The organism is Proteus sp. FME41 (genome assembly GCF_014897315.1).
Classification (GTDB): Bacteria; Pseudomonadota; Gammaproteobacteria; order Enterobacterales; family Enterobacteriaceae; genus Proteus.
In genome coordinates, this window is sequence record NZ_JABUYL010000009.1 from 32,898 (window position 1) to 49,695 (window position 16,798).

Sequence of the window (16,798 nt, forward strand, 5' to 3'; positions counted from 1 at the left end):
TATTGATTATCTATATTAGTTTGCTTTATCTTTCTACTAGCGAAAGAAATTTAATGCGTTTATCCATTTTTTAAATAAAAGAGTCCTTCTGTAAAATGCATTATTTAAATAAATGACATTTTAAAGAATCAATCTTTATTTTTTATTTGAATGTTGAGGTTTTATTTTTTCTGTTTTTTACATGACTCATCCTCAATAGCTAAATTTAAATAGCTATTTAAATAATAGTTGAATGTGATTGTTAATTGTTTGTGGTGTTTTTTTTGTTAAATTAAATAACCTCTAACCCAGTGTTTTATAATTAAATACTTATTATGTGAGTTAATTTAGACAACATAACAGTATAAGTTGATAAGAATATTCTTATAGCCTTTATTGCTCAAAAAATGAAATGTAAGATATATTTATATATAATTGTGTCTTTCACTCTTATTAAGAGTATGGTGACTATTTTAATAAGATTTATTTATTGTTTTATTTTGTTATTTTTATATTTTATTTTTTATATAAACCTACTTTTACTTTTTATGTTAAAAATGGTTCAAAAAAGATTTATTTTTAGTGTTTTTGATTGTTTAATGTGTTTTTTTAGATTGAAAATCATTAATAATAAAACAACGCAATATTTACGCCTTTTGCGTGTCATAAAATTCATATGTATTTTTTTTATTTTTTGTTTTTAATAGTAGATTAAATTTTAAATATAAAAATAATCATCATTATTTGATTCTTAAAAAAAAATTGTTTTTTTGTGTGTTACTTTTTTATTTTTAAAAGGTGGTATGAATAAGGTAATTATTGCTCAAAAGTAAAAAACAGTAATTAAATGTTATTGTTTCATTATGTTATAAATTATATATTAATATCTTTTTTAGATAATCATTAAAGTTAAGTTATATAATATTGTCATTATTGGGTTATCAAAAAAAGAAGGTTGTGTTTAAATCTAATCTTTAAACTAATTTTAATTATTTATTACGGACTTCTTTTTATTTTAAATATTATCATTATTAGACTGTCTTATTTTTATATTAAATTTAATGGGAGTGTTTTATTTAATATAAAGCTTCAATTGAGATGAATCCTAAGTGTTTTTGTATATATATCGGCTTTATCGTGTCAGCTAAATATAATAATCTTATTTGTTTCAATTTATTTTTATAAAAATCTAATAAATGGTGTTTTTTTAGTTTATATCTTATGTTTACTCAATATTGGTGTTAGTTGTTGTGCTTCGAAGTTTTGCTAAGTAAAAATAGCTAATTAATAACTTAACTTAGATTAAAATACTAATTTAACTCTTTTAAGGAATTGTTTCATTGGTTAATTATCTTTTGATTTTATTATCTGCATCATTTTTAGACTTTTGACTTAATTTACGCCTTTTGCGAGTATTTAATTGCAAAATAAGTAAAGAAACATAATTTAAATTTGTTTTTTTACTTTAAGTTTTCACTCTTACTTTTTGATTAAAATTTATTACTTATTTATATGTCTAATTAAGATGTTTTTATTAATTAAGGAACTTAATTTTTATAATATTTAACGGAGACATTTAAAAAGATAATACGATTAATTTATTCAATAAATTAATTTGAATATGAATGCAAAAAGGATGCATTTGTAGGATATCCCTTATCTTGGTTTTATAAATAGATATCAATGGATCTGTCAAATTTAAATTATAGAAAGGCGGTGAGGTTTTATTACCTATCGCTTATTTAGTCCGAAGCCAAGAAATATCACTATCTTTATTGTATATAAAGGAAATTTTATGAAATTTACTAAATTAGCTTTAGGTGTTGCGTTATCTTTAGTTGTTGCTGCTCCTACTTTAGCAGCAGATCCAGCGGAAAGCCGTGAAGGTAAAGTGCGTTTTACTGGCTTTATCAATGACGTTCCATGTTCAATCGATGATAAAAGTTTAGATCAAACGGTTAAGTTTGGTGAAATCGCATTGCATGAACTGACTAGCAATAAATTCCGTTCAGATAGCGAAAACTTCGATATTATCCTGAAAAACTGCTCAACTGAAACTTACAAAACTGCAAAAGTATCATTCACTGGTGCAACTGTAAGTGGTTTTGACGGTTATACAGGCGAATTACTGGGCTTAGGTGGCAAAGTACAAAACGCAGGTATCGTTATCACTGACCGTGGTAATAATCCAATTACTTTTGGTCAAGGCTTCCCAGTAGCTGGCCACGCTTTAAATAATGGCGACGGCTCTCTCACTACATTGCAATTCTCAGCTTACGTGAAAGGTAATGAAGCAGACGATAAGAAAGCAACAACAGGTTCTTTCGACACAGTAGCTAACTTCAAGGTTATCTACGAATAATTGTTGTTTTTTAATAAGATGTGTGGCGCTTAAGCGCCATGCATCTCATCAATATTGTCTTCTGTTAATAATGCTGAGGATGGCATAGCAAAATGAAAAGCATGAAAATAAATAAGATCACAAAAGTAATGCTTTTATTCTTTGTTCCTTTTTCGTTGCCTGTTTTTGCAGAAGAAGCTGTCGATTTTAATACCGATTTCTTAACCGATAAAGGTATTGAAAATACCGATTTCACTAAATTTTCTTACGCAAACTATATTCAGCCAGGCACTCATTTACTGGCAACTGACGTTAATAGACAAAGAGTAAGAAACGAAGAGCCTACTTTATTTTTTGCCCCAGATTACAACACAGAATTATCTATTCCTTATATCACCCCAGAGGTTTATCCCATTTTAGGTTTAAAATCTGAATGGGAAAAAAAAGTTACTTGGTTAACAACAAATAATACCCAGTGTCTTGATTTTCGTTCTGTTCCTAATATGAATGCAGTGGGTGATCTCTATACCGGGATTTTAAATATCAGCATTCCTCAAGCCTTTATGGAATATCAAGATCCGAGTTGGGATCCGCCATCACGTTGGGATGATGGCATTGTAGGAGCCTTTCTTGATTACAATATGAGTAATCGCCTTATTCGATATGAAAATAATGGAAAAGGCACTGAAACGGGTACCAATATTAGTGGTGTTATGGGCATTAATATGGGTGCTTGGCGTTTTCGCTCCGATTGGCAAGCTTCTGGCGGTAATTTAAATAATAACGATAAATCATGGCGTTGGAATCAGCTTTATCTCTTCCGTGCTATTCGTTCTTTGGGTGCCAAATTAACGTTAGGTGAGCAATATCTCTCATCAGAGCTTTTTGATAGCTTCCGTTATCTTGGTGCTTCATTAGAAAGTGATAACGCGATGATCCCACCGCGTTTACAAGGTTATGCGCCTGAAATTGCGGGAGTTGCAAGAACGAATGCCACGGTTATTGTGCGTCAAGATGGTCGTATTGTTTATCAAAATGAAGTCAGTCCAGGGCCGTTTCGAATTCAAGACGTCAATACATTCGGTGGCGGTACCTTAGATGTTTCTATTGAAGAACAAGATGGTTCTGTTCAAACATTTAAAGTGGAAACATCGCGTTTAGGCACACTAACAAGGCCGGGACAGTTTTTATATAAGTTGGTGATGGGTAAACCCACTAAAAATGAACACGATACTGAAGGTCCTGCATTCTCCTTAGGCTCTTTCTCGTGGGGGGCTGCGAATAACACCACAATTTATGGTGGGTTATTAGCCTCAACAGAATATCAAAATATTGCTTTAGGTTTAGGGCAAGATTTAGCGCCATTCGGGGTGCTCTCCTTTAATATTTCAGCTTCACGGGCTGAAATGGGAAGTAACTTTGATGATAAAACCCTATCAGGAACTTCTTATAACGTTACTTATTCAAAGCAATTCGATGAAATAAATAGCCAGATCACGTTTGCGGGTTATCGCTTCTCTCAACGTGACTACTTAAGTATGACTCAGTTTTTAGATGGTCGTTATCGTGGGCTTCATATTGACAGTGGTAAAGAGCTCTATACCGCAATTTTTGGTACGGCCTTTCCTGATTACAATATTAATACGTATTTAAATTATTCCCGCCAAACCTATTGGAATCGACCTTCAACCGATAACTACAGTTTTACGATTTCCAGCTATTTTGATTGGGCTAATTTTAAAAATTTATCGGTTAACTTATCCGCCTATAAAGTGGAATCGAGCCATAATAATGATGAAGGCGTTTATGTGTCATTAGGCGTACCACTAGAGCGTAATGACGCCAATATTAGTTATTCTGGATCGTTTAATCGCCATAATACCAGTAACAGCGTTAACTATTATGAACGTATTAATGAACGCAGTACGTATAACTTATCGGCAGGAACGTGGGATAGCGATAAAGTTAATCTTTCAGGTTTCTATAACTACGACGGTAATTTAGCAAAACTGACGACAAGTGGTACTTATACCCAAAATAATCAAAGTGCATTATCAATGCAATTAATGGGTGGAATAACTGTTACTCCAGAAGGGGGGGCATTCCACCGAGTCACTTCAATGGGAAATTCACGCATATTGGTTGATACCAATAATGTTCAAGATATTCCGATTAAAACAGGTTTAACGCCAATTGAGACTAACCGCCACGGTAAAGCTATTTTAATGGGCGTGCAAAATTATTCTCGTAGCCATATTACGATCGATATTAATAACCTTCCTGAAAAAGCGGATGCTGTTCAATCATCTCAATATGCCACCTTAACCGAAGGGGCGATTGGCTATCGTAAATTTAATGTGATTGAAGGTGAGAAGGTCTTAGCCGTGATCACCATGGCTGATAAGAAACATCCTCCTTTTGGAGCCAGTGTTTATAACAAAGATAAATTAGAAGTCGGCATTATTTCAGACGAAGGCTTTGTTTATTTATCAGGTGTAAAAGCAGGTGAAACTTTAGATCTTGCTTGGAATGGCGAAACTTGCCAATTCCAATTACCTCAAGTGCTAGAAAATAATTTAAGCAACATGTTGTTGCTTCCTTGTAAGTAATTAAATTTAAGTCAACGGTGAATGAAATGAAATATATCAACATACAAACATTAAGCGCTATCGTTACACTTTGCCTTTTTTCTCAATCCGCTTATTCCGCTATCGCATTAGATAGAACACGCGTTTTATATAATGAAGGTGAGCGCTCAGTCAGTATGGTTTTAGAAAATGAAAATGAATCTAAACCTTATTTAGCACAGTCTTGGCTTGAGAATAGTAAAGATGAAAAAATTAATTCTCCTTTTGTGGTAACACCGCCAGTTCAACGTATTGAAGCGGGTAACAAAAGCCAAATTAAAATACAGGCATTACCTGCAACCAATATGTTACCGACAGACAGAGAAAGTATTTATTACCTTAATGTTCGCGAAATTCCTCCTCGTAGCGATTCTCCCAATGTTTTACAAATTGCATTACAGACAAAAATTAAAGTGTTTTATCGACCAAAAAGTATTGTCGCACCTAGCCGCTTAGAGGCTAATCCAATGGAAAAAGACATTGTGATTGAAAAACAAGGTGCTAATTACAATGTGAAAAATCCTTCACCTTATTATTTAACCATTACCAAAGTCAGAAAGAACAATGCTGAAGTAAAAGACTTTGAAGCAGTGATGATTGAGCCTTTTGGTCAACGTTCACTAGGAACAAAAGTGGGTGATTTAGGTGTAACGCCTGCCATTGAATATCTCAATGATTTCGGTGGATTAGTTGAATTAACATTCCAATGTCGTGGAGATATTTGTTCAGCAAATATCAAAGATAAGAAGGCGTAATATTATGCTTATATTCCGAGGTGTAATACTTTTTCTTTGTATGAGTTTTCTCGCTCCTTCTGTATGGGCTGTTTCTGGCTTTTTAAGAGTCACAGTGAGCGGGAGTGTGGAGTCACGTCCTTGCAAAATTAACGATGGTAAACCTATCGAAGTGAATTTTAATGATGTGATGACCACAAGAATAGAAAATGAAAATTATAAACAAAAAATGGATTACACCTTGGATTGTAAAACAACAGGTGATCCGAGTATGTCGCTGAAATTTACCGGTGATGGTGCAGGATTTGATACACGTTATTTAAAAACAAGTGTGACAGATTTAGGGGTGCTATTTAAAACCGCTGATACCAATATTTATATGACAACACCGTTTAAGTTTAACTATAAAACGAGACCTGAGCTTTATGCTGTACTCGTGAAAAAAAGTGGTGCCACGTTACCAACAGGCGCTTTTACTGCAACTGCAACTATGCAGGTTTATTACAACTAACGGAGGAATAAACAACATGCGTTATTATCCATTCCTCATTATGTTATTTTTATTTTCTGCATTTTCTTCATCCAGTTTGGCAAAAGATAATGAAACACAGGTACTGATTAAAGGCAATTTATTAACGCCACCTCCTTGTAAAGTGAATGATGGCAATATGATTGAGGTGAATTTTGGCCCCGTGGCAATAAAAACGATTAAAGGCTATGACCAAAAGCGAGAGATTAATTACCAAATTACCTGTGAAGAAAATTTAAATAACTGGAATATGTATTTATCGATAGATGGGAAAAAAAGCAGTTTCGATCCCAATGGATTGAGAACCAATATTAATGAATTAGCCGTAAAATTTATGATGGGTGACTCTATTATTGATTTAAATAAAAAGTATTCGGTTAATTTGAATAACCCTGAAAAGATTTGGGCTGTCTTGGTTAAAAAAGAAAATAGTGAACTGACGCCCGGTAATTTTACCTCAGGTGGCACTTTATTTGTGGAGTACCAATAATGAATAGATTAAGTGTGTTTCGCTCTATTATTGGTAGTTGTTTATTATTTTCCTCTTCTGTTTTTGCAGCTGAAAATCTTAATATTTTTGGTTCATTAATTATCGCACCTTGCAAAGTCTTACCTGAACACTCTCAGGTTGATGTGATATTTGATGAAATTCGCTTGGATGATATTTATAAAAGTTATTTTGAATTCGAGAAAAAGGATTTCAAAATCATTTTATCAGAGTGTGATATCTCTATTGCCAAGCAAGTAAAAATTAAGTTTGAAGGGGCAACGCATAATGAACTTGCCGGATTATTGGCCTTAGACGACAGTGCAAATAACCCTGATTTAGGAATAAAAATTACCACTAAAGAAGGTGTACCCGTGATATTAGGGGATTACACCAGTTTATATAATATTCCTAATAATGGTATTTTTGAGCTTAATTTTATTGCTTATCTGCAAGCAACAGCGGCTGCTATTGCAAATAAATCAATTAAACCGGGGCATTTTTCTGCTACTGCCGTGTTTTCTTTGAAATATGAGTAAAAGATAATGAAAAAAATACAGCAAATTTTAAAGTTATTAATTGTACTATGCAGTTTTTCACTATTTAGCGCACATGCAGGTTATTTTACTTATATTACTAAATCGGGAGTATCACCAGATAAGGATAGTGATATACGTTATAACTTTGTTATGGAATATTGGACAGAGATGGGATTTACGCCAAACCCTTGTAAAAGTTTAGGTTTTAGTGGGCGATGTTTTATTCAAATAAATCACTTCCACAGCCTACCTGATAAAGGGGGAACGGGAACAGAACGTCGAGTTCCATGGCGTTGTAATGTTGATTTACAAAAATTGACTAGTATGTCCGAGATACGCGATGTCGCAATGAATCAATGTGGTTTATCACTTCCTTTTGTTGGTTTTAGTGATCACCTTGGTGAACCTAAGGTTGATGAATGTATTGCTTTTTTTATGACCAGTAGTGCAACGGGAGGAGGCGGAAGAATGGTACCTGGTGGCGTATGTGGTATTGCCCCACCGCCTGAAGGTAAATGTGCATTTATTTCTAGCAATTTAAATATTTCACATGGCGTACTTGATGTGACACAAGTTAATGATAATGAAGCCGAAGAGCAATTTGCACTGATTTGTAATGAAACTATGCCAGTCAAAATCACCAGTTCAATGGAAGATCATTTTTTAAACTTAAAACCAGATGGTAGCATCCGTTCTTTTTTAACGTTAAATGGTTCTCCTGCATCAATCGGTGCACGAGTTGACACCATTAAAAATCAATATGTGTATGTCAATATTAAGTCCAAACTCCAAACTTATGGCACACCTTCTTTAGGCAATTTCAGTGGTACTACGACATTGGTATTATCAATACCTTAATAAAATTAGAAGAGTCAATAATGACCTAGATTGATAGCGTTTTTCGTTGACTTACCCGCACATGATTGTGCGGGTTTTTTTATGTGGTTAATGTGAAAAGAGGTTTATAGCGTTATTGGTTCAATAACTAATTCACTCTTATTTGTATCTAATTTCAGTTTTTGAGATTCAGAGACCTTTAATAACGCAGGCCCTAAATTGACTAACATCGGTAAGCGCATTTCCGCCGCGATAATCGCACTGTGAGAGCGACTATCGCCTTTTGCTAAAGCAATACCAACTAATTGGCTATCAATTAATTGAATGAGTGTAGAAGGAAAAAGCTCTTTTGCGACCAAAATAGCCGGTTGTGAAGGAGTGAAACTTGGACGCGTTTTATCTTGTAAATGATAAAGCACCTGATTACGTAGATCACGCAGATCGAGTTCACGTGCGCGTAAATAGGGATCGGTGAGAGCGCAATACAGTTGTGCTCTTTCTTGCATTTCATCCGACCAACTTTGTTGGGCGCTGATCTTCTCTTCTTTAATGCGATCAACCACACTCGTAATTAACTCATCATCATCTAACATCATGATATGGCCGTTAAAAATAGCACCAATATGCTCACCTAATGTTTGGCTCGCTTTATTGGCTGTCTGTTTTAGCGCTTTTAGTGTCTCTTTTATTGCAAAATTAAGTTTGCCAATTTGGGCATGGATATCAATTGGTTCAGATAAGTTTTCTGTCGGTGATAGCTCTATTTCATGCCAAATAAAAGCAGGGGCTTTAATTTGAGACACTGGGGCTAAAATACCTTTTAATGTTATGGTATTAGAATCAGAAGGTAGCTCTTCACCAAAGCCATTTTTGGCAAGTTCAAGAAAAGCGGCAATCGCCTCATCTTCTTGCTCACCAGAGGCAATTAGCGTTATCTCATCACCTTGGCGAATTTGTATTAATGAAAGTTGGTTTAAACTCAGAGGGTTAATACGTCTGTCCCCTTTAACCAGTTGATAATCAGCATGAAAGGTAGAAAGCACTTCCACTAAAGTAGCCGCGGGTCTTACATGCAAACCGTGAGGATTACGTACTATCCAGCTAGCTTCTTTACCGTGAATTTTGACTGGGGCATTAATATCATTTTTAGGTTGAACGAAATTTTCACCCAGCTGGATTTTCTTTGGATATAAAGAATTTGAAGCTTCTTCAATCACTTTCTCTAATGACGCTCCTGAAGATGCGGCGACAACCGCAGCAAGTGTGCCTTCAACTAACGGTGCTGAGCAGAGTGTCACTTTTTCAGCCAGTTCAGGTTCAAGTAATTCAATTGCGGTTTCGGCACTTAATATGGCGCTGCCTAAATCCATCATCACAACAATAGATTGTGCCTGCGAAAGTGATTCTATTGCAGTCATAATTTTTACGGCATCAGTACCAATCGCATGCTCTTCATCATTCACACCTGCGGCAACGGCAAGTTGGCAGTGAGCAGGGTTAATCATCTGACTTGCAAGTTCTGCAACACCATCAGCGAGATGTTTACTATGAGAAACAATAACAATATTTATCATGGTAGACCTTTATTGGTTGGTTTGTCAGTTATGCATTAATACTATTGGCGAGAGCTTGTATCATCAGCACAACAGAGGCACTTCCGGGATCTTTATGTCCGATACTACGTTCACCTAAATAGCTTGCACGCCCTTTTCTGGCTTGCATAGGGAGGGTATCTTCAGCCGCTTTTTCAGCCACAGAGAGTGCTTGAGTAATCGCCTCTTTAATGGAAAGGTTTTTTTCATTAGCATTTTTTAGTGATTCAACAACGGGCCACCAAACATCACACATCGTTTTATCATTGGGTTCTGCTTTCCCCCGACTTACAATGCCATCAACACCTTCTGTTACCATTTCAACGAGTTGATTAAGTTCTAGATTTTGCAATGAAGCCGTGGGTTTGGCGGCACGAATAAAGAAGGTGCCAAATAGAGGACCACTTGCGCCGCCAATATTAGAAAGCAGTGTCATACCTGTATTTTTAAGTATAGAGCCGATATCTTGTCCTTCAAATTCAGGTAATTTTTCCTGCACTTTTCTAAAGCCACGGTTCATATTTAAACCGTGGTCAGCATCTCCAATTTCACGATCTAAGTCGGTTAAATAATCACTATTTTGTTCAAAGAGTAATGCACATTGTTGTAACCAAACAATAATTTGAGTATCAGTTAACGCCATTTCGTGTTCCTTTTTCTTATTATTAAAGACTTATTTCATCATCGCGGGGGTATTAACAGGGGCATCCCATAAGGTGAGCATTTCATCATCAACTTTTAATAACGTAATTGAGACGCCTGACATGTCGAGTGAAGTACAATAAGAACCAATTAAAGAACGTTCGATGGTTAAGCCAAATTTTTCACAGCATTGGGTTAAATGGTGATAAACACCATAAAGCTCAGATTGTGGTGTGGCACCTAAGTTATTAACTAAAACAATGACACGATCGCCAGATTTTAAAGGCTGTTTTTCCTGATGTTCATCGATCCAAGTGCCGTTTTCACGATCCCAATTGCGGATCACACGTTGATAGTGGCCATTTTCAATTAAGGTATTAAACATGGCATCAACAGTATCATTCAGGGATGTAAATTTACGACGATCAATACCTGGTTCACCGTGAATACCGACGCCAAACTCCATTTCATTTTCAGGTAAAGTAAAAGAGGGTTTTCCCGCGGCAGGGACTGTACAAGCTTCCAAGGCAACACCGATAGAAAAACCATTGTTATTAATGTGATGACCTAATTTAACCAATGCATCAAGCGAGTCGCCTCTTTCAGCTGCCGCACCCAGTAGTTTTTCCATTAATACGGTATTAGCAACACCACGGCGTCCTGCGGTATATAAGCTATCTTTTACTGCCACATCATCATCAACTAATACCGTTGCGATTTTTACACCATCGTCATGAAGCAGTTCTGTTGCCGTTTCAAAATTCAGCACATCGCCGGTGTAGTTTTTCACGATCATTAAAACACCTTCACCACTATCAATGGCTTTGGCGCAGTCATACATTTTATCAGGTGTTGGTGACGTAAATATTTCACCCGGACATGCACCGTCAAGCATGCCTTTACCCACAAAACCAGCATGCATGGGTTCATGTCCACTCCCACCACCAGATAACAGCGCAACTTTACCTTTTATTGGAGCATCTTTTCGCGTGACATAAAAAGAGGAGGGATGAAGTTTGATTTCAGGATGGGATTTTGCAAAACCTTGTAATTGTTCAGATAACACATCATCAACTCGATTAATCAGCTTTTTCATCTTAAATGCTCCATTTGAAATTTGTGTTTAGTCTTCAAGCCAAAAATGACTTTCTGGTCTGGGGGGCTGACAAATTATTAATTAAAGGATTGGCAAACACGGCATAAATGAGCGGTGCTTGTTTTATTTAAAACATAAGAATTATTTTTATTTAGCTTAAAAATGAATCTACATCATTTATGTTTCTATAAGAATAGGTTAGTCAAATAACCTGCCAGAATGGGAGCAAGATCATAAAAATAAATGAAAAAAAGAATATCTGATAGTGATGGTTATAGGTCTTGCAAAAGGGTCAGTGCTTTCTCTCGTTGCTCAGGAGTGAGGTTTTTGATCACATCCGATAGCAATGTATCTTTGTTTTTTGCACTAGGCATAAGGGTATGGCTAAACGTGAGATTTAAAACAAAGGTATGTCCGCATTCAGGATCGCGACAAGCACAATAGAGATCGGATAACTCTTTGTGTTTACGGTTACTTTTTTTGATAAGTGCTTTTTCACCGCATTCAGGACAAAAAATAGTTAAGACACGCATGCCATTTTTCTCTTTGTTATTCACCATTTGATGTCTTCTATATTAGCTTAAAATTGTATTATAACCAGCCTATTTATTGTTTTTTGATGTAATTGTTTGTTTTAAATCTATGTAAAAGCCTTAATACAAGTTTATTTGTTTTATTTGATATGAATAATTCGGTTATTGGCGGATAAGAAGGGATAACCGACATTAACCGAACAAACTTGCTCGCCTAAAATACAAACTTTATAGATAATAGCTTCACGTTAAATCATACGGAGATGAGCAACTTATTGAATATATTATTTATTTTTTTTGTTAGTTTTCGGTGTGAATAGGAAACAATCGACAAGGATAGTGATTGTTCGCTAACAAGGATGTTAACCGTAATATGACTAGGTAGTTTGTTGTTTATCGTAAATGGATTTACGTATGTACCCATAAATAAACAGGCCAAGGATGATACCCAGTAAAAAATGCAACACATTTTCATCATAATAAAAGTCGATAAAGTCAATTTTGTCTCGAATGATTAGGGAGTTAGGTCATGTTCAACACACAAACGTTATATGCATGGATTGCACTACTGGCGTTTAGTTTGGGTTGGATTGCTCAAGGATGGCATCGAGACAATATAGCGTTAGAACAACGGATGTTAATAACGGCAATCGAAGATCAAGCAAACATGGACGCTTGTCTTGATCTTCAACTTTTTGTTTATGTATTAGAGGAAAATTATCCCTAATATAAAAGAGGAGACGCTTATTTTACTTAGTGAATGTCAGTTCCTGACCATTCTGCAAAGACATTAACATAGCCCCGAGCCTCTACTACACCAATCCAGTCTTCACCTTCCATTGAGAAAAGAGAAGCACTTTCATTCATAGGAAAGGTTAATTGTAAGTCGGTACGATAGAAATTACCTTCTAACTGATAAGGGTAAGGCCATGTGGTTTTTGTCCATAAGGCTTCTTTAATGGAGATAGGCACATTATCGCAAGCAGTACGGCTTTTTACTTTTGAGCCACCTTCATCGGTATACGTTAAATAGGCTGAAAAAGGCACATTGATTTTTTTATCTTTAGAACTAAATAAGCAGTAAGACTGACCTCGGATTGTTGTTTTAGGTCCTTCAACAGCGGCTGTAATTTTATTGGCTTGGCGAAATGCACTGGTGGTAACAATATAATCAAACGTTAATGGTGGCTCTTTATCACCCACTTTTCCTTCACGATAAGGATTGTTGACTAATTCTTTAGAAACAATACTAATGCCATAATCGCGAGGCTTGATAATAATCGTATTTGATGGCGTAAATTCATAAAATCCTGATTGAGGTACCGCAACATTGGTAAAGCTAAAGGTAAATAAATCTTGGCTTTTAGAAAGATCCACGTTGTTTTTAATTAATTTTTTAAAAAAACTTTTTGTAAAATGAACATAAACGCCACCATTACCAGGAGTGACTAAATAAGAAGCAATGGTTGGTGATGAATAATAAAAGGTTCTTGATGTAGGTGTTGCTGAAAGAAGAATATCACTCGCTGTTGGTGTAAATGATAATGTCTTTGTATCGACTTTCATCGCCAGTCTCATAACATTTAAGCTTTCGCCTTTTAGTTCATAATCGACCATTTTACAGACAACATTATCACCTACAATTTCGCAAAATTTAGATCCTAAGCCTAAAACAGCATTACCTTCGCTATCGACAAAAATCTCTTGTAACGCATTGGTTGATTTTAGCTTTATATGCCCATTTTTGGTGATCGCAAAACTTTGTTCGCTTACATTGCCATTTACAGAACGACACGTTTGGCCTAACGCTGGGTTGTAATCATTTTTGGTATAGCAGAAGAAATAACTAAAATTCTCTGTACTACCAACAGGCAAGTTTTGCATATATTGATAAAAAGAATCAGAAAATATCGCTCTAGGAATACCCGCTTCACCAAGATGAGTATTCATATAAGCACGATACATTCCATTACTTAAAACCTGTTCAGGTCTTTGTATGCCATCAGAAGGGCAATCTTTATAGGTTCGCCAGCAACGGTTACCAATAAATGGCATTTTAATTGGAGAGTTTTCTAACCAAATATCAAAGTAATTGTAGAGAGGAACAGCACCTGTATATCCCATGTAGCCTAAACTAAGTTGATTATCACTGTATTTAGTAAAAACGTTAGCACCACTAAAACGGGGGTCCGTTTTTTGTGGGGTAATAAAATATTCATTATCAATATTGTTTTCAATAAAAACAATATCATTGGTGTAGGTTGCTGCATTGCATGTAAATGTAGTAAAAAGGGCGAGTATTAATAATAGGTAATGTTTAAACATTATATGTTTTCCTTTAATTCCGGTTTACTAATGTAGTCTGCGGATCACAAATCACATCACCCACCCACAACACACCCCGAGCTGATGACAAATCTAATTCAGCTTCACAAATTTGCTTATCATCTTGTTGTAATGAAATTACTGGGTAGCGTTTATCAACATCCATCGCAAATTGGCCTTGGTGGTCAGTTTGAGTGCGACCGATATGGTTACGTACCTGCGCACTGGCTAACAGTGTGCCATCAGGCGATTTCATTCGACCAAACACGGTGACCATCTGTTTTAACTCAGGCTGATGCACCGCAACGTTACCCGGATAAAGCACTACATTTTTCACACGACCTGAGGCGATATCAAAGCTATCTTCGCTGTTTTTATCATTCAGTAATTCGACTTTATATTCGGCATAAGGGGATAGCGGAATAAAGTTATTCCCACCCGATAACACAAAACGTTGACCATTGACGTTGGCAGCAATTTGGCCTTCACCATCAATACCGGTTTTGACAATCACACCGGATGTTTCTTGTTTTCCACTGGCAGAGAAATTCATATCACTATAAGCCAATGAACCTCGCGCGGTTAATGTGGTATTTAAACGGTCATTATTAGGGCGACTCATGGTTAACGTACCCGTACTGTATTTGGTATCGAATGAGCCGTAACCGCTGACAGAGAAATCACTGTCAGTACCGTCTTTATCATGTAAAAGGCTCGACACCGATAAACCTGCGTTACGAATAGCCGAATCTTCAAAGCTTTTTGATGCAGATAACTCGCCACGCATATTCCCATTACTGGAAGAGACACCTGCACTGAGCCATGTTGCTAGTGGTAATGAGAAATCCAGTGTAATGTATTTTTCGTTAGTACTACTTTGGTTATCATAGTGATAACGTTGAACACCGGTACGCAAACTCATGCTGCCATAACGACCTGTATAAAGCGTAGTCGCATATTCAAAGTTGTTCGATTTATTTTTATCGCGTAAATCTTTGGTATAGGAATAGGTAAATGATCCGGCATATTCCCAAAATTGAGTCAAATTGAGGGTCGTACCAAAAGAGTAATTATCAGAGTCATACATCGGGAAATTATCTTTGATATTCGCTTTTTCACGGTTAACCCATAAAGCACCAATTCCTTTAGGCAAGGAGTAGTTAGCCGTAAAAATATTACGGTTACTACCATCTTTAGCAATTAATGACTGCCAACTGGTTGAGAGTGTATCTGTTAATTGTAAATTACTATTGGTTTCTAATACGGCAGTATTATCAAATGCATATGTCGAGCCTTGTAGGTTTAGACCAGAAAAAACGCCTAATGTAATGGCCCCTGCGCCCCCAACTAAGACAGTATTATCACCACTGGTTGTACGATATTCATTATTGTTATTTTTAATACGTTTTTTGTAATCTACATAGCCTGAGAATATTTCCCAACGAAATTGGTTTAAGGTTGCACCTTTCATGTTGTAAGATTTATTGACGGTTTGACGCTGTTTAGAACGGACTTTCCCATCAATCACCACTTCGACATCGACTTCATAAATACCAAAAGGGAGTGGTGCGGTATCAACTTCAAAGCTCCCCATTGGGAAATTCTGAATACTTAATAATTTTCCATCACGATAAAGACGGACTTCACCGGCACTCGGCAAAAAGACCGTAATGGGGGTTAGAGAGAGTTGAGAATGGCTTACTTTAGATGATGAGTTGTTACCGTAAGTGATGCCGTAAACTTTACTGCTATTGAGTGCAGACATCGATGCGATAGATTGTAAGTTCCACGTATTTAACAGACCAAAAGCAAAACGGCGACCATTAAAATCACGCTCAAACATAGCACGATAAAAATCGAAAGATTGCTCTGCAGTGCCTAGGCCATAAGCCGTGGCACTAAGGTTCAAATGGTTTTCAGCAAAACTCCAGATACTATCAATTGAAAAATAATTATTGGTGTTATCTTTTTGCTGTTTCATTTGATTGTTATAGACACCTAAATTATAGGTGGTAACGGAGGAAATATTATCAACCGTTGATTTTCCTAACATTTCCGAACGTGCTTTGACTTGTGTGGCAAGACCCGCTTCATTAACATCTAACGACATGATAAAGGTACTTAAATCAAAATTAAGTGTTGCATCCGGGGAAAGCGTTATCTTGTTATTTTGATCAAAAGGCTTATCTTTAAGCTTGTTTAATGATTGAACGAGCTGTTCATTGATAGAAGCCGTTTGTGTTTCACCTTCATCAAGTGTTGGGGTCACGGAATTAATGGTGATTTTATTATCTTTAAGCACTACCAACGCATCTGCAATTTTATTACGATTTTGCTCTTCTAAAACGGATTGTTCAGAAAGATCGTAGCGCAAATAGACAGGGATCGTCATGCCTTCTTCTAATGCTGTGGCAAAGACACTAGGAATAATATAGTTACCTATCTTTAAATTGGCGGGTTGGCTATATGTATTCTCGGACAATAGGAACATAGCAATGCCTAGTGCCACCACAGATTTGCGCACAATAGATCCTTTT

Annotated in this window: 14 protein-coding genes; 8 read left to right on the plus strand and 6 right to left on the minus strand. The window is 36.0% G+C overall.

The annotated features are described in order from the left end of the window. The first annotated feature begins 1,774 nt into the window (after nucleotides 1-1,774). From INT04_RS09880 to INT04_RS09910, 7 genes are all read left to right on the plus strand, one after another. A complete protein-coding gene (locus INT04_RS09880; protein ID WP_193015975.1) occupies nucleotides 1,775-2,341 on the plus strand; it encodes a fimbrial protein in 567 nt (188 codons plus the stop codon). A 92-nt stretch (nucleotides 2,342-2,433) separates the two neighbouring features. Continuing rightward, complete coding sequence (locus tag INT04_RS09885) at nucleotides 2,434-4,929, plus strand: fimbria/pilus outer membrane usher protein (RefSeq protein WP_193015976.1); 2,496 nt, start codon at nucleotides 2,434-2,436, stop codon at nucleotides 4,927-4,929. Between the two features lie 26 nt (nucleotides 4,930-4,955). Further along, the gene (locus INT04_RS09890; protein WP_193015977.1) at nucleotides 4,956-5,702 is read left to right on the plus strand and encodes a molecular chaperone; all 747 of its coding nucleotides are present in this window, start codon (nucleotides 4,956-4,958) and stop codon (nucleotides 5,700-5,702) included. A gap of 4 nt (nucleotides 5,703-5,706) precedes the next feature. Next, entirely contained in the window at nucleotides 5,707-6,192 is a 486-nt protein-coding gene (locus tag INT04_RS09895; RefSeq protein ID WP_193015978.1) for a fimbrial protein, read from the plus strand. 16 nt (nucleotides 6,193-6,208) lie between these two features. Next, nucleotides 6,209-6,700 carry a fimbrial protein gene (locus INT04_RS09900; RefSeq protein ID WP_193015979.1) on the plus strand — a complete coding sequence of 164 codons (492 nt, stop codon included), beginning with the start codon at nucleotides 6,209-6,211 and terminating at the stop codon, nucleotides 6,698-6,700. After that, nucleotides 6,700-7,236: a fimbrial protein gene (locus INT04_RS09905; RefSeq protein ID WP_088494593.1), complete on the plus strand. Its 537-nt coding sequence runs from the start codon at nucleotides 6,700-6,702 to the stop codon at nucleotides 7,234-7,236. The genes INT04_RS09900 and INT04_RS09905 overlap by 1 nt, the downstream gene beginning before the upstream one ends. A gap of 6 nt (nucleotides 7,237-7,242) precedes the next feature. Further along, nucleotides 7,243-8,094, plus strand: coding sequence for a hypothetical protein (locus tag INT04_RS09910; RefSeq protein WP_193015980.1), 852 nt, complete (start codon nucleotides 7,243-7,245; stop codon nucleotides 8,092-8,094). 104 nt (nucleotides 8,095-8,198) lie between these two features. Here INT04_RS09910 and dhaM read toward each other — a convergent pair whose 3' ends face one another. The 4 genes from dhaM to INT04_RS09930 form a co-directional block, all read right to left on the minus strand. Further along, nucleotides 8,199-9,647, minus strand: coding sequence for a dihydroxyacetone kinase phosphoryl donor subunit DhaM (gene dhaM / locus INT04_RS09915; RefSeq protein ID WP_193015981.1), 1,449 nt, complete (start codon nucleotides 9,645-9,647; stop codon nucleotides 8,199-8,201). 28 nt (nucleotides 9,648-9,675) lie between these two features. After that, complete coding sequence (gene dhaL, locus INT04_RS09920; RefSeq protein ID WP_193015982.1) at nucleotides 9,676-10,308, minus strand: dihydroxyacetone kinase subunit DhaL; 633 nt, start codon at nucleotides 10,306-10,308, stop codon at nucleotides 9,676-9,678. A gap of 30 nt (nucleotides 10,309-10,338) precedes the next feature. Continuing rightward, complete coding sequence (gene dhaK / locus INT04_RS09925; protein WP_193015983.1) at nucleotides 10,339-11,403, minus strand: dihydroxyacetone kinase subunit DhaK; 1,065 nt, start codon at nucleotides 11,401-11,403, stop codon at nucleotides 10,339-10,341. A 272-nt stretch (nucleotides 11,404-11,675) separates the two neighbouring features. After that, nucleotides 11,676-11,936 (minus strand): ogr/Delta-like zinc finger family protein, encoded by a 261-nt coding sequence (locus tag INT04_RS09930; RefSeq protein ID WP_193016082.1) that lies wholly within the window; start codon nucleotides 11,934-11,936, stop codon nucleotides 11,676-11,678. A 529-nt stretch (nucleotides 11,937-12,465) separates the two neighbouring features. On the opposite strand from INT04_RS09930, the gene INT04_RS09935 reads away from it, so the two are divergent. Continuing rightward, nucleotides 12,466-12,663 (plus strand): hypothetical protein, encoded by a 198-nt coding sequence (locus INT04_RS09935; RefSeq protein WP_193015984.1) that lies wholly within the window; start codon nucleotides 12,466-12,468, stop codon nucleotides 12,661-12,663. 26 nt (nucleotides 12,664-12,689) lie between these two features. On the opposite strand, the gene INT04_RS09940 is transcribed toward INT04_RS09935, so the two are convergent. Both INT04_RS09940 and INT04_RS09945 read right to left on the minus strand, forming a co-directional pair. Further along, on the minus strand, nucleotides 12,690-14,261 hold the full coding sequence (locus tag INT04_RS09940) for a fimbrial protein (RefSeq protein ID WP_193015985.1): 1,572 nt from the start codon (nucleotides 14,259-14,261) through the stop codon (nucleotides 12,690-12,692). Between the two features lie 13 nt (nucleotides 14,262-14,274). Next, complete coding sequence (locus INT04_RS09945) at nucleotides 14,275-16,785, minus strand: CS1-pili formation C-terminal domain-containing protein (RefSeq protein ID WP_193015986.1); 2,511 nt, start codon at nucleotides 16,783-16,785, stop codon at nucleotides 14,275-14,277. Between the last annotated feature and the right edge of the window lie 13 nt (nucleotides 16,786-16,798).

Bases quoted from the DNA above. Each gene is read 5' to 3' on its own strand.
- INT04_RS09930 (WP_193016082.1), bottom strand. From the start codon at position 11,936: ATGCGTGTCTTAACTATTTTTTGTCCTGAATGCGGTGAAAAAGCACTT.
- INT04_RS09895 (WP_193015978.1), top strand. From the start codon at position 5,707: ATGCTTATATTCCGAGGTGTAATACTTTTTCTTTGTATGAGTTTTCTC.
- INT04_RS09900 (WP_193015979.1), top strand. From the start codon at position 6,209: ATGCGTTATTATCCATTCCTCATTATGTTATTTTTATTTTCTGCATTT.
- INT04_RS09905 (WP_088494593.1), top strand. From the start codon at position 6,700: ATGAATAGATTAAGTGTGTTTCGCTCTATTATTGGTAGTTGTTTATTA.
- dhaM (WP_193015981.1), bottom strand. From the start codon at position 9,647: ATGATAAATATTGTTATTGTTTCTCATAGTAAACATCTCGCTGATGGT.
- dhaL (WP_193015982.1), bottom strand. From the start codon at position 10,308: ATGGCGTTAACTGATACTCAAATTATTGTTTGGTTACAACAATGTGCA.
- dhaK (WP_193015983.1), bottom strand. From the start codon at position 11,403: ATGAAAAAGCTGATTAATCGAGTTGATGATGTGTTATCTGAACAATTA.
- INT04_RS09880 (WP_193015975.1), top strand. From the start codon at position 1,775: ATGAAATTTACTAAATTAGCTTTAGGTGTTGCGTTATCTTTAGTTGTT.
- INT04_RS09885 (WP_193015976.1), top strand. From the start codon at position 2,434: ATGAAAAGCATGAAAATAAATAAGATCACAAAAGTAATGCTTTTATTC.
- INT04_RS09940 (WP_193015985.1), bottom strand. From the start codon at position 14,261: ATGTTTAAACATTACCTATTATTAATACTCGCCCTTTTTACTACATTT.
- INT04_RS09935 (WP_193015984.1), top strand. From the start codon at position 12,466: ATGTTCAACACACAAACGTTATATGCATGGATTGCACTACTGGCGTTT.
- INT04_RS09910 (WP_193015980.1), top strand. From the start codon at position 7,243: ATGAAAAAAATACAGCAAATTTTAAAGTTATTAATTGTACTATGCAGT.
- INT04_RS09890 (WP_193015977.1), top strand. From the start codon at position 4,956: ATGAAATATATCAACATACAAACATTAAGCGCTATCGTTACACTTTGC.